The organism is Microbacterium radiodurans, assembly GCF_008710705.1.
GTDB classification, from domain to species: domain Bacteria; phylum Actinomycetota; class Actinomycetes; order Actinomycetales; family Microbacteriaceae; genus Microbacterium; species Microbacterium radiodurans.
Window position 1 is genome coordinate 385236 of record NZ_VYRZ01000003.1, and the last position, 13451, is coordinate 398686.

Genomic DNA, 13451 nt, shown 5'->3' on the forward strand with positions numbered 1-13451 from the left:
TCACAGACGGTTGACACGGCATCGTCCGTCCGGTGCTCGCTCCCCGTCCGGCGAGCACGGATGACATGCTGGACTCATGCCCCAGCAGAGCGACCTCCTCGCCGTCCTCGTCGATGCCGACAACGTCTCGCCCTCCCGCATCGGGGGTGTGCTGGCGGAGATCGCTACCTACGGCACGGCGTCCGTGAAGCGGGTGTACGGCGACTGGACCAAGTCGCAGCTGCGCGGTTGGAAGGACGCAGCGAGCGAGCACGTGATCCAGCCGATGCAGCAGTTCGACAACACGACGGGCAAGAACGCGACCGACAGCGCGCTCATCATCGACGCGATGGACCTGCTCTACACGCGCCGGTTCCAGGGCTTCTGCATCGTCTCGAGCGACAGCGACTTCACGCGCCTGGCCTCGCGGATCCGCGAGGAGGGGGTGACCGTCTACGGCTTCGGCGAGCGGAAGACGCCCGAAGCCTTCCGGAACGCCTGCGACCAGTTCACCTATCTCGAGGTCCTGGGCGCCGCCGACGAGCCCGACACCGCGCCCTCGGCGCGGCCGTCGCGGATGAGTCCGGCCGCGCTCCGAGCCGACCCGAAGCTCGTCTCGCTCCTGCGCAGCAGCGTCGAGACCGCGTCGTCGGAGGACGGCTGGGCCGATCTCGGCACGGTCGGTCAGCTCATGCGCAAGCAGCAGCCCGACTTCGACTCGCGCAACTGGGGCTACGCGAAGCTGTCGGACCTCCTCAAAGCGGTCGGTCTGTTCGCCATCGAGTCCAAGCCCGGCGGGATGTCGCTGCGGCCGAAGACGCCCCCGAAGGCTTCGGGGAGCGACGGTCAGGGTGCCGGTGCCGGTGCCGGTGCCGACGTTCCGGCGGCGGACGCGACGGCGGATGCGGCGGCTCCGGCCGCGCGCTCGGCGAAGCGGCCCGCGAAGAAGCGCTCGTCGACGCGCGATGGCGCCCCAGCCGACGGGGACGCGCCCGTCGCCGAGTCGTCGGAGCCGGCGGAGCAGGCGGCGCCCGAGACGGTCGATGCTCCGGATGCCGCGGCAGTCCCGGCCACGTCCCCGGCGCGTTCGCGCCGGACGGCCGCTCCGCGCGCGAAGGCCTCCGGCGCCGGTGACGCTCCGGACACCGTGGCGACGGGGGAGTCGGCGAGCACCGACGCCACCTCGGCGAGCGGGTCCGACGTCGCCTCGTCGCCGGCCGCGGAGTCCGGGACCGTCGCTCGCGGTGGCTCGGGTCGAGGCCGCGGCCGGACGGCCCGCCCGATCGAGCAGCTCACCCTCGAGACCGCCCTCGATGCCGCGCTCGATGCGGTCTCGAACGCCGCACGCGCGAGCGGGCAGGTCGCGCCCGGTGCGGACTCCGCCGCGGACGCGGCCGAGGTCGAGGTCGAGGTCCCCGCCGCGGCCGCACCCGCCGCGGCCGCACCCGCCGCGACCACCGAGGCGCCGGTCACCGGAGCGGACGACGCGACGGACCAGGCCGAGACCCCCGCGAAGCCGAAGCGCGCTCCGCGCAGCCGGGCGAAGAAGACCGCGGCATCCGAGCCCGCCGACACGGCAGCACCCGACGCGTCGGCACCGGACACGGCAGCACCCGACGCGTCGGCACCCGAGCCCGCGGCACCCGACACTGCGGCACCCGACACGGCGGCACCCGACGCTGCGGCGCCCCGGACGGCGGCGACGAAACCCCGGTCGTCCCGGTCGCGGACGACCAAGCCCGCGGCATCCGAGCAGACGGCATCCGAGCCCGCGGCATCCGAGCAGACGGCATCCGAGCAGGCGGCTGCTCAGCCCGCGGCGCCCGAATCGGAGCCGGCCGCCCCCGCGCGCAAGCGCGCGCCGCGGCGTGCCTCGCGACCCGGCACGACCGCGAGCTGACTCCGCCCGCTCGAGCTGCTCCGCATCGCTAGCTGCGATCCGCGCGAATCCTTCGTTCTCCGGAGCCGGGTCTCCTCGCCGGTGCGCACAACGGCGGATCGCCGGAGAACGGCCGCCGGCGACCGGCGCACGGCGTCAGCGCCGGCGGGCTCCGTCGCGTCGGCGCAGTGCCGAGGCGAGCGCGCGGCGCCGCCGGACCGGGATGACCGGCACCGGCTGAGTGACGACCGCGTCGACGACCATCGAACCACTCGCGGGTCCGACGACGGGAACCGGGGTGGTCGCGGTGCTGATGTGGTCGGTGCGCGCTATCGGCATCGATGCGAGCTCGCGGCGCGCGCGCAGGTAGGCCGGCACGAGGATGACGACAGCGCCGATCCAGGCGAGCGGGTTGCTCCATGCGACGCCCGCGAAGCCGATCACGGCGCCCAGAACCACGGCGGCGCCGAGGCGCATGAACAGCTCGACGATTCCGGTGACGGTGGGGACGACGGTGTGCCCGAGTCCCTGCAGCGCGCCGCGCAGCACGAAGAGCACCCCCAGGGCGGTGTAGGTCGCGCCGTTGATGATCAGCATCAGCGCGGCGAGGTCCACGACGTCGTCGGAGCCCTCGCCGACGAACAGTCGCACGAGCGGCGCACCGAAGGCGATGAGCACGGCTCCGAGCGCGACAGCTCCGATCAGCGCGAGCCAGGTCGCCTGGGCGACACCCTGGCGGATGCGGTCGGGACGCCCGCCGCCGTAGTTCTGCGCGACGAACATCGACACCGCGAGACCGAGCGACTGCAGGAGCGCGACGGCGAGTCCGTCGACGCGCGAGGCTGTCGTGTAGGCGGCGACGGCATCCGCGCCGAGCTCGTTGAGGCGCACCTGCACCGCGAGGGTGCCGATCGCGATGATCGAGGCCTGGAAGCCCATCGGCAGGCCGAGTCGCAGGTGCAGCGTCAGGTCGGCGCGCGAGATCCGCCAGTCGCCTCGGGCCATGCGCAGCACCGGGATGCGGCGGCGGATGTACTCGAGGCACAGCAGCACCGACAGGGCCTGCGACACGACGGTCGCGAGCGCCGCGCCGCCGACCCCCCACCCGAGCGGTCCGACCATGACGATGACGAGCGCGACGTTGAAGACGCATGCCACGGTGAGGAAGATCAGCGGGGTCCGGGAGTCTCCGATCGCGCGGATGATCGCCGCGAGGTAGTTGAAGAACATCGTCGCGCCGGCGCCGAGGAAGCTCACCACGGCGAAGGTCGTGGCATCGTCGAGCAGCTCCGGCGGCGTCTGCAGCAGTTCCAGCAGCGGTCGCGAGACGAGCGGTGCGAAGACGGTGAGCAGGATGCTGGTGAGCGCCGTGAGCGCGGTTCCCGCGGCGACCGAGCGGCGCACCGCTCGATGGTCGCCGGCGCCGAAGGCCTGCGCGGTCGGAATGGCGAACCCGGACGTCAGACCCCAGGCGAATCCGATCAGGAGGAAGAGCATCGATCCCGTCGCGCCGACCGCCGCGAGGGCGTCGACCCCGAGCCAGCGACCGACGACGATGGCGTCGACCACGTGATACATCTGCTGCACCACGTTGCCGATGAGCAGGGGGACGGAGAACGCCAGGATGACGCGCCACGGGCTGCCGGTGGTGAAGGTGCGGGACATCATGGGTGCTTTCGGAGTGGGTGGGGTGGAGGTCCGCCGACCCGGCGGGCATGACGAAGGCGGTGCCGTGGCACCGCCGGCTCCCAGTGTATCGAATCGATTCGAATCTGTCCGCCCATTCGCCGGACCACGTGCTGCGGCGGTGCCGGATCCGCACCTGCGATCCGAAACGCGCAGACGCACGAGGCTGGGCGCGGCGCATACGATCGAGGGACGCCCGTTCGTTCCGAGGAGTTGCCGTGCCCGCCGTCACCACCGCCGCCCGTGCCCACGCCGACGACCTGGCCGACTTCGTCGCCGCGTCGCCGTCGAGCTTCCACGCCGCCGCCGAGGTCGCCCGCCGGCTGACCGAGGCCGGATTCTCGACGCTCTCCGAGGATGACGCCTGGCCGGCGCAGCCCGGAGGTCGTCATCTCGTCGTGCGCGACGGTGCCGTGCTCGCGTGGGTCGTGCCGGCGACGGCGTCGCCGACCACCCCCGTGCGGGTCTTCGGGGCGCACAGCGACTCGCCGGCCTTCAAGCTCAAGCCGCGGCCCACGACCGGCCGCCTCGGGTGGCTGCAGGCGGGTGTCGAGATCTACGGCGGACCGCTGCTGACTTCGTGGCTCGACCGCGAGCTCCGCCTGGCGGGGCGTCTGGTCCTCGACGACGGCACCTCGGTGCTCGCGGCGACCGGTCCGCTGCTGCGCCTGCCCCAGCTCGCGATCCACCTCGACCGCGAGGCGAATGATCATCTCGCGCTCGACAAGCAGACCCAGACGCAGCCGGTCTGGGGCCTCGGGGCGCCGGAATCGGCCGATCTGCTGGCGGAGCTCGCTCGCGAGGCGGGCGTCGACGCCGCCCGCATCCGCGGCTACGACGTCGTCACCGCCGATGCCGCGCGCGGCGCGGTCTTCGGAGCCGACGACGTGTTCTTCGCCGCGGGTCGCCTCGACGACCTCGCGTCGGTGCACGCCGGGCTCGTGGCGCTCGAACGAGCGGCCGACGGGTTCGATGCGGAGCACATCGCGATGCTCGCCGTGTTCGATCACGAGGAGATCGGGTCGGCGACCCGCTCGGGTGCGGCCGGCCCCTTCCTCGCCGACGTCCTCGAGCGCGTCCGCATCGGCCTCGGCGGCGACCGCGACGAGGCCCTGCGGGCGCTCGCGGCATCGTGGTGCGTCTCGAGCGACGTGGGGCACTCGGTGCATCCGAACTACGCGCACAAGCACGACCCCGTCGTGCAGCCGGTGCTCGGTTCGGGTCCGATCCTGAAGATCAACGCGAACCAGCGGTACGCGACGGATGCCGCGGGCGCCGCGGCGTGGAACGGCTGGTGCGACGCGGCGGGCGTGCACAGCCAGGAGTTCGTCTCGCACAACGGCGTCCCCTGCGGGTCGACCATCGGCCCGATCACCGCGACCCGACTGGGCCTGCGCACCGTCGACGTCGGCATCCCGATCCTCTCCATGCACTCCGCGCGCGAGCTCGCCGGGGTGAGCGACCTGCACGATCTCGCCGCCGTGGCCGAGGAGTACTTCCGCCGGTAGAATGGTCGGCGCGCCCGCGGCATCCGCCCGGCGCCCCGGTGCAACTACCTGCTGATGGAGCAAGGCGGCACGTTCAGCCGACCTTCCCGGAGGCAGACATGACGGCCGACAACCGTTCGCTGATCACCCACACCGGCTGGGGCTTCTTCCCCATCGCCTTCGTCGCGCGCCTGCCGTTCGCCATGATGGTCGTCGGCGTCCTGACCCTCGTCGTCGCCCAGACCGGATCGGTCGGTCTCGGCGGACTCACCTCGGCGGCGGTCGGCGTCGGTGTCGTCGTCGCCGGTCCGGCCATCGGCGACGCGGTCGACCGGTTCGGCCAGCGCCGCGTGCTCGTGCCGCTCGGCATCATCAACGGCCTCCTGCTCGGGGCGTTCCCGCTCGTGCTGCTGGCCGATGCGCCCGAGCCCGCGGTGCTCGCCGTCGCCGCGGCGATCGGTCTCAGCGCACCGCAGGCCGCGGCGATGTCGCGCAGCCGCCTCATGGGCATCATCCGCGTGCGTCTCTCGGCCGAACGGCGGCCCGTCACCCTCTCGCGGGTGATGTCGTACGAGTCCGCCGCCGACGAGACGGCGTTCGTCATCGGGCCGTTCCTCGTCGGCATCCTCGCGGCCGCGATCGCGCCGTGGGCGCCGATCGCGATCGCCGCGGGACTCAGCCTCGTCTTCGTCACGGCGTTCGCCCTGCACCCGAGCGGACTGATCGCGGCCTCGGCGACCCGGACGGCCGCCGAGGAGCGCGCTCCCGTCCGCGCCGTCCTCCACCCGCGCATCCTGGTGCTCGTGGCGGCGACCTTCGGGGTCGGGATGTTCTTCGGCGCCACGCTGACGTCGTTGACCGCGTTCGCCCAGTCCGCCGGTGACGGCGTCGAGGCGGGCCTCCTGTACGGGCTGATGGGCATCGGCTCCGCGGCTCTGGCGCTCGCCGTCGTCCTGCTGCCCGCGAGCTTCGCGCTGCGCGCGCGCTGGCTCGTCTTCGGCTCGGTGCTCGCCGCGTCGGCCGTCGGCTACGCGATGGCGGACACGCTCGGGTTCGTCATCGTCATGCTGCTCCTCATGGGCCTCGGCGTCGGGCCGATCCTCGTCACGCTCTTCAGCATCGCGGGGCACCGCAGCCCGATCGGGCGCTCCGCGACGACCATGACCCTCCTCGGCTCGGCGCTGACCCTCGCGCAGGCGCTCGCCTCGGCCGTCACCGGCGCGATCGCCGAGGCGGGCGACCTCCGTCTCGCGATGGCGCTGCCGACCGTCGCCGCCGTCCTCGTGCTGGTGCTGGGGGTCGTGAACCTCGGTCTCGAGCGGCGCGAGCGGCGCGCGACGACCGGCCCCGCGTCGAGCGATGCGACGACCGTCGCCGCCGACGCGACTCCCGTCCGCTGAGCGAGGGTCGCGTCAGCCGACGAGCTCGGTGATCAGGGACTCGACCCGAGCGCGGATGTCGTCGCGGATGCGACCCCGCCGGGCAGCTCCTGCCCGGCGGGGTCGTCGAGCTGCCAGTCCTCGTACCGCTTGCCCGGGAAGATCGGGCAGGCGTCGCCGCATCCCATCGTGATGACGACGTCCGAGGCGCGGACGTCGTCATCGGTCAGGACGGCGGGCGTCCGGCCCGTGATGTCGATCCCGTCCTCGGCCATGGCGGCGACGGCGACGGGGTTGAGGCTCTCGCGCGGCTCGGAGCCGGCGGAGCGCACCTCGATGCGGTCGCCGGCGAGTTCGCGCAGATAGCCCGATGCCATCTGCGACCGGCCCGCGTTGTGCACGCAGACGAAGAGGACGCGCGGGGTGGTCATGACCCCATCATCCCGGATGCCGCGTCCCCGGCCACGCCCGCGAGAGCTCCGACGAGGGCACCTCCGAGCACGACGATCCACGGCGGGCAGCGCCACAACACGAGCAGGCCGAAGCCGACGAGCGCGAGCACGAACTGATCGACACGAGTGACGGCCGTCGTGAAGACGGGGTCGTAGAGGGCAGCGCCCAGGATGCCGACGACCGCCGCGCTGGCGCCGCGCACCGCGGCTGCGGCGCCCGCATGCCGCCGCACCCGCGACCACACCGGGAGGGCCGCGAGCAGCAGGAGGAAGCCCGGCAGGAAGATGCCCGCGAGCGCGATCGCCGCACCGGCGACGCCGCCCGGGCCGACCGTCGCGAGCGCGCCGAGATACGCGGCGAACGCGAAGAGCGGGCCCGGCAGGGCCTGCGCGGCGCCGTAGCCGGCGAGGAAGGCGTCGCCGTCGACCCAGCCGGTGTCGACGACGGCCGTCTGCAGCAGGGGCAGGACGACGTGGCCGCCGCCGAAGACGAGGGCGCCCGACCGGTAGAACGCGTCGAACAGGGCGAGCGGACCGGGCCCCGTCACCGCCGCGAGGAGGGGGGTGCCGATGAGCAGCAGGGCGAACAGCACGATCGAGACGATCCCGAGCCGGCGACCGCGGCGACCGGATGCCGGCGAGCCGTCCGCCGAGCCGGATCCGCCCTCCTCCGCGGTACCGTCGCCGGCGCCGAGCCACAGCACGCCGGCCGCGGCGCCGAGGACGATGACGGTTACCTGCGCGAAGCCGCCCGCTGCGCCGCCGAGAGAACCGCCGACCGAGGTGCTGCCGAGGACGATCACCGCCGCGGCGATCGCGATGCTCGCCCGGGGTCGATCGGGCGCGAGGGTGCGCGACATGCCCCAGACCGCCTGCGCGACGACCGCGACCGCGACGACCTTCAGCCCGTCGATCGCGCCGCCGGCGACGGGACCGGCGACGAGGTCGATGCTCGCCGCGGCGATGACCATGATCAGGGCGGACGGGAGCGTGAAGGCGATGAAGGCGGCGAGGGCGCCGAGGAGCCCGGCACGGCGCAGGCCGATCGCGAATCCCACCTGGCTCGAGGCGGGGCCGGGGAGGAACTGGCAGAGCGCGACGAGCTCGGCGTAGCCGCGGTCGGTCTCCCAGCGGCGCCGGGTGACGAACTCGTCGCGGAAGAAGCCGAGGTGGGCGATCGGTCCGCCGAAGGACGTGAGCCCGAGCCGGGCGAAGGCGCCGAGGACGGCGGCGACGGCGGTGGGCATGACCCCATCCCATCGACCGTCGGTGAACGGCGCGTGAACCCGCGCGCGCGGTGTACCAGATGAAGGTGACGCGGCGCGTCACCCGTCGGCCATCTCGCCGTGACCCCGGGTTCACCGGCGCACGCCCCGCGACTCGTATCGTCGCGGCATCCCCGTCTGCACCGAAGGTGGTCGTCATGTCCGCTGAGCGCTCGCGCGCCCGCATCCTGCCCGTCTCGATCGTCACCGCACTGGCGATCGGCGTGGCTCCGTTCCTGTCCGTCGCACCCGCGACAGCGGCCGAGCCTCCCACCGCCGCGCCACTGGTGATCACCGAGATCCAGGGTGACAACGTCGGCTACGACCACTTCGAGTACGTCGAGGTGCACAACACCTCGGGCGCCGCGCTCGACCTCGCCGCGGCGGGGATCTCCTTCGCGTACACCTTCGCCGACTCGGCCGACCGCACCGGCGACAAGGCGCTCGTCGCGGAGCCGCTCGTGCTCGGACCCGATGAGACGGCGCTGCTGTGGGTCAGCTACACCGCCGCGAACGTCGACTCGTTCTCACGGACGGCCGACGATTTCCGCGCCTTCCACGGCGTGGACGCGGACACCCAGGTCGTGCGGCTCACCGGGCAGGCCGGCATCGCCAACGGCGGCGCGCGCGGGGTCCGCGTGCTGCAGGGCGGCGAGACCGTGTCGTGGTCGTTCGCTCCGACGGGCGGCTTCTCGGCCGGGTCGTCGGTGCACTTCCGGCTGCCCGAGGATGCGGCCGCGCTCGGCCTCGACGTCTTCGGTCTGCAGGCCGAACCGTCGCCCGGCACTGTGCTCGCCGAGGCCCTGCAGCGTCCGGGCGCGCAGCCGGAGCCGCAGCCCGACCCCGTGCCCGCCGCGAGCTGGCCGCTCATCGTGACCGAGATCGCACCCGACAACGTCGGCGACGATCACTTCGAGTTCTTCGAGGTCCACAACCCCACGGCGTCCGATATCGACCTCGCCGCCGGCGGGTTCTCGTTCGCATACATCTACGTCGACGGCGCCGATCGTGCCCGCGACGTCCCGCTCGCGATCGCGGAGCCCACCGTCATCCCCGCCGGCGGCACCGTCGTGTTCTGGCTGAGCTACGCGACCGGCGCCGTCGACTCGTTCGCGCACAGCGAGGCCGACTTCCGCGCCCACTGGGGCGCGGCGGACGACACCGCCGTGGTGCGGGTCACCGGACAGTCGGGGATGGCCAACGGCGCGCCCCGCGGCATCCGCGTGCTGCGCGCCGGCGAGATCGTCAGCTGGTCCACGTACGGCCGCACCGCGACCGCCCCGGGTCAGAGCGCCCATTTCCGCATCCCGGCCGACCCCGCGCAGCTCGGGATGCCGGTGCTCGCCGAGCCCGCTGCGGCGAGCCCGGGCGTGGTGGTGCCGGAAGCGCTGACCCCGCTGCCGGGCGAGCCGACGCCGGCGCCGACCGCGACGCCCTCCGCGACGCCGACCACGACCCCCACCGCAGCGCCGAGCCCCCAGCCCGGGCTCGACCCGCAGCCCGATCCCGACGTGGTCACCGCACCGCTGCAGATCACCGAGCTGCTGCCCGACTCGGCGAACGTGAACGGCGCCGACGGCTACGAGTTCATCGAGGTCTACAACGCGACGAGCTCGCCGATCGACTTCTCCGACTACGTCATCGACTACCTCTATCCCGACACGAACAGCTCGGCCGTGTGGCCGGCCGTGCCCGCCGACGTCGTCATCCCAGGCGGCGGCACCCTCGTGTTCTGGATCAAGAACGGCGCGAACGACGCTCTGACCGCGACCGAGTTCAACCGTCACTTCGGCACCGACCTGGTGCTCGGGGAGGACCTCGTCGAGATCTCGTCCGCGGGCATGGCCAACGGCTCGGCGCGCGGCATCGCCATCGAGACGAACACCGGTCGTCACGTCAGCAGCGCGTTCTACAACCTGAACGGCGCGAGGGACACCGCGGCGGACCGCGGCATCCGCTACACCGCGACTGACGACCTCACCACCCAGCGGATCCTCGACGTCGCCGCGGCGACACCCGGCCGCGTCCAGGCCGACCAGGTCCCGGCGGGGCTCATGATCGTCCCGGCCGACACGTCGGCGCCGGTGATCGAGGACCGCACCGCAGGGGCGATCGAGCCGGGGCAGAACTTCGCCGTCACCGCTGCGGTGACCGATGACGTGCAGGTGCGGACGGTCACGCTCGCCATCAGCAACGACGTCGACCGCGAGCCGGTGCGGTGGAACCTCGTCGACGACGGCACCGGTGTGCTCTCGCACGTCCTGCAGGCCGCCGATCTGACCGGCAAGAGCTGGTACGAGTACACGATCACCGCCTCCGACGGCACCAACGTCGCCGAGACGGAGGTGCGTCGCGTCCCCGTGTCGGGAGCGACGACCGACCCGGTTCGGCTGAACCTCACCGACGGACAGTTCGTCACGGGGACGACGCCGGTCGTCGCCGCGGGAGACGACTACCCGAGCCCGATCGAGCTGTCGATCGACGGCGAGGCCGTGCCGACCGAGCCGGCTCTGGAGGGTCAGCCGCTGTTCGTCTTCGAGACGACGAACATCAACTACTACTTCAAGAACGGCGTGCGCATCGGCGACGACGTCCTGACCATTTTCGACAAGGGGACGACCGGGTGGGAGACGGTCGTGACGCCGGTGCCCCTGACGTACGTGCAGCAGGGCGAGGACCTGGTCGTGAGCGTCTGGTCGGGCACCAAGAAGGCACCCGAGATCGATCTCGCCGAGAACAACGACGACTTCGAGATCCGGGCGCTCCGCCTCGTGCTCCCGGACGGCCGCACGCTGACCCCCGCGGGCTACACCGACCCGGCGACGGTCCTCCGCATGGGCGACAGCACCAACGAGACCCCCGGAGCCTCGTTCGGCAACCCGACGGGCAAGCTCGACTTCTACGACGCCCGCTTCGCGATCGCCGACGACGCCTTCTCGGCCGTGCGCGCCGACTGGAACACGTCCGAGCGTGCCGACGGGTCGGCGACGGTCGCGGCCGCGGCCGGCGAGACGAGCGTCTCCCGCATGGTGCAGGTCGACAACACCGCACCGTCGGTGACGTCGCAGATCGTCGACGGCTCGGCCTACCAGGGGCCGATCACGATCGACGCCGAGATCGTCGACGAGGGCTCGAGCGTCGCCTCGGTCGTCGCCCGCCTCGATGGTCGCGAGATCGCGCTGCCGCACCAGACCTCGTCGGTCGAGCTGGCAGCCGGTGACCACGTCGTCGAGATCATCGCGACGGATGCCGTCGGCAACGTGCGCGAGTGGAGCGCGACCTTCACGACCTACGCCGAGCAGCCGAGCGCCGGTCTGCTGAAGCCGACGGACGGGGCCGAGGTCTTCGCGGGCGACGTCACCTTGCAGGCGAAGGTCGAGGACCCGACGGGCGACACCCTCGACGTGCAGTTCCTCGAGGGACGACGCCTCGACCTCGAGGACGGCGACGTGAGGGCCCAGTCGGGCACGGTCGCCGACGCCGGCACGACCGAGCGCGGCGAGGGGCAGGCGCTGACCTCGGACCAGGTGCGCACGCTCGCCGCCGCGGACGGCATCTCCGACGACATCGCCAGCTCGTCCGCCTTCCCCTACCAGCTCTTCGACGTCGCGGTGGGCGAAGGCGACGCCGCCGCCGCGGTGCGCTCGAGCTGGTCGGGTCGTGCCAACGCCGGGGCCACCGTGATCCTCTCCGCCATGCGCGCGGACGGCAGCGGGTGGGACGAGGTCGACCGGGCGGTCGCGGCATCCGACGACGAAGCGATCGCGCTCGCGGGCGTCGTTCCCGTCGCCGGCCACGACGTCGGGGGAGCGGTGCGTCTGCTCGTCCAGCACTCCGAAGGCTTCGCCGGTGCGGACCTGACCGCGCGCGGCGACGTCGTCGAGCCGCACAACGCCGCGGACGTGCCGCGCTCCGCGTACGACTTCACGATCGCCTGGGAGTCCGACACGCAGTACTACAACGAGAACACGCTGCCCGGCGGCCCCTACCGCCACCAGACGGCGATCCACGAGTACCTGCAGGAGCGGCGCGAGGCGCTGAATCTGCAGTACATGTTCCACACGGGCGACATCGTCGACGACTGGGATCAGGAGTACCAGTGGGAGAACGCCGACCTCGCCTACGACATCCTCGACGGCGCCGGCATTCCCTACGGCGTGCTGGCCGGCAACCACGACGTGGGGAACCACCTCGAGGACTACACGAACTACGGCCGGTTCTTCGGTGACGACCGCTTCGCGGGCAACCCCTGGTTCGGCGGCAGCTTCCAGAACAACCGCGGACACTACGACCTCGTCTCGGCCGGCGGCATCGACTTCCTGATGCTCTACACCGGATGGCTGCCCGGAGACGAGTCGATCGCCTGGATGAACGAGGTGCTCGCGCAGTACCCCGAGCGCGTCGCGATCATCGCGCAGCACGAGTTCATGCTCACGACGGGCGGACTCGGCGACATCCCGCAGCGGGTTGAGGACGAAGTCGTGGCGACGAATCCGAACGTGCGGATGGTGCTCTCGGGGCACTACCACGACGCGTTCACGCGCACCGAGACGTTCGACGACGACGGCGACGGCATCGGGGAACGCGCGGTCTCGTACATGCTGTTCGACTACCAGGGCCTGCCCGAGGGTGGTCAGGGCTTCCTCCGGCTCCTGCACTTCGACAACGAGGGGCGCCAGATGCTCGTGCGCACCTACTCGCCCTCGCTCGACCGCTACAACTCCGACGAGCCGAGCCTCGCCGGGCCTGCCGGCGCCGGCGACTACTCGGAGCAGGAGTTCGCCATCGGCTACGACCAGCTGCGGATCGAGCCGGGCGAGCGCACCCTCGGGACCGACGCGTTCTCGGCCGAGATCCTCGGCGCCACCGAGATCGAGTCGTTCGCGGGCGTGCCGAGCGGCACCATCCTGACGGCGACGTGGGCGCTGCCCGACACGGGCGAGCGCGGCTGGTACGTGCGCACGAGCGACCCGTGGGGCGCGGTCGACTACTCGCCGGTGTCGCTGTTCACCGTCGTGCCGGCGCCGGTGGAGCCCGAGACCCCCGCGCAGCCCGAGACGCCCGGCGCGCCGGGGACGCCGGGCGACCCGGGAGGCGGACTGCCCGGCGGCGCCGACGGAACCGGGACCGGCGGCTCCGCGGGAGCCGTGGGGTCACCGGCGGGGGCGGCCGAGCGCGGTGCGCTGGCCGCCACCGGGTCGGACTCCGATGCGGTCTGGTCGGGAGCGCTGCTCGGCTCGGCCCTGCTCGCGGGTGGGCTGCTGCTCCTGGTCGCGCGTCGCGCGATGCGCCGGCGCGCGGGGACGACCGACTCGTGAGCTGAA

The 13451-nt window shown here is 72.7% G+C and carries 6 protein-coding genes and 1 pseudogene; 4 read left to right on the forward strand and 3 right to left on the reverse strand.

Going from position 1 to position 13451, the window contains the following annotated elements:
- Window positions 1–76: 76 nt before the first annotated feature.
- Window positions 77–1879, forward strand: a complete 1803-nt coding sequence (locus F6B42_RS15010) for an NYN domain-containing protein (protein ID WP_223878476.1) — start codon at window positions 77–79, stop codon at window positions 1877–1879.
- 135 nt (window positions 1880–2014) lie between these two features.
- Here F6B42_RS15010 and F6B42_RS12075 read toward each other — a convergent pair whose 3' ends face one another.
- A complete protein-coding gene (locus F6B42_RS12075; protein WP_150420277.1) occupies window positions 2015–3523 on the reverse strand; it encodes an MATE family efflux transporter in 1509 nt (502 codons plus the stop codon).
- 239 nt (window positions 3524–3762) lie between these two features.
- On the opposite strand from F6B42_RS12075, the gene F6B42_RS12080 reads away from it, so the two are divergent.
- Together F6B42_RS12080 and F6B42_RS12085 are read left to right on the forward strand one after the other, a co-directional pair.
- Window positions 3763–5052, forward strand: a complete 1290-nt coding sequence (locus tag F6B42_RS12080) for a M18 family aminopeptidase (RefSeq protein ID WP_150419938.1) — start codon at window positions 3763–3765, stop codon at window positions 5050–5052.
- Between the two features lie 98 nt (window positions 5053–5150).
- Window positions 5151–6431: an MFS transporter gene (locus tag F6B42_RS12085; RefSeq protein WP_150419939.1), complete on the forward strand. Its 1281-nt coding sequence runs from the start codon at window positions 5151–5153 to the stop codon at window positions 6429–6431.
- A 12-nt stretch (window positions 6432–6443) separates the two neighbouring features.
- Here F6B42_RS12085 and F6B42_RS12090 read toward each other — a convergent pair.
- A pseudogene (locus F6B42_RS12090) lies at window positions 6444–6841 on the reverse strand (arsenate reductase ArsC).
- Window positions 6838–8109, reverse strand: a complete 1272-nt coding sequence (gene chrA, locus F6B42_RS12095) for a chromate efflux transporter (RefSeq protein WP_150419940.1) — start codon at window positions 8107–8109, stop codon at window positions 6838–6840. Before chrA ends, F6B42_RS12090 begins: the two are co-directional and overlap by 4 nt.
- Before the next feature lie 176 nt (window positions 8110–8285).
- Here chrA and F6B42_RS12100 point away from each other — a divergent pair, with 176 nt between their 5' ends.
- Window positions 8286–13445: a lamin tail domain-containing protein gene (locus F6B42_RS12100; protein WP_150419941.1), complete on the forward strand. Its 5160-nt coding sequence runs from the start codon at window positions 8286–8288 to the stop codon at window positions 13443–13445.
- Window positions 13446–13451: the final 6 nt, after the last annotated feature.

What these genes read in the sequence shown, in the direction of transcription:
- F6B42_RS12085 (WP_150419939.1), top strand. Translation starts at nt 5,151, where the DNA reads ATGACGGCCGACAACCGTTCGCTGATCACCCACACCGGCTGGGGCTTC.
- F6B42_RS15010 (WP_223878476.1), top strand. Translation starts at nt 77, where the DNA reads ATGCCCCAGCAGAGCGACCTCCTCGCCGTCCTCGTCGATGCCGACAAC.
- F6B42_RS12075 (WP_150420277.1), bottom strand. Translation starts at nt 3,523, where the DNA reads ATGTCCCGCACCTTCACCACCGGCAGCCCGTGGCGCGTCATCCTGGCG.
- F6B42_RS12100 (WP_150419941.1), top strand. Translation starts at nt 8,286, where the DNA reads ATGTCCGCTGAGCGCTCGCGCGCCCGCATCCTGCCCGTCTCGATCGTC.
- chrA (WP_150419940.1), bottom strand. Translation starts at nt 8,109, where the DNA reads ATGCCCACCGCCGTCGCCGCCGTCCTCGGCGCCTTCGCCCGGCTCGGG.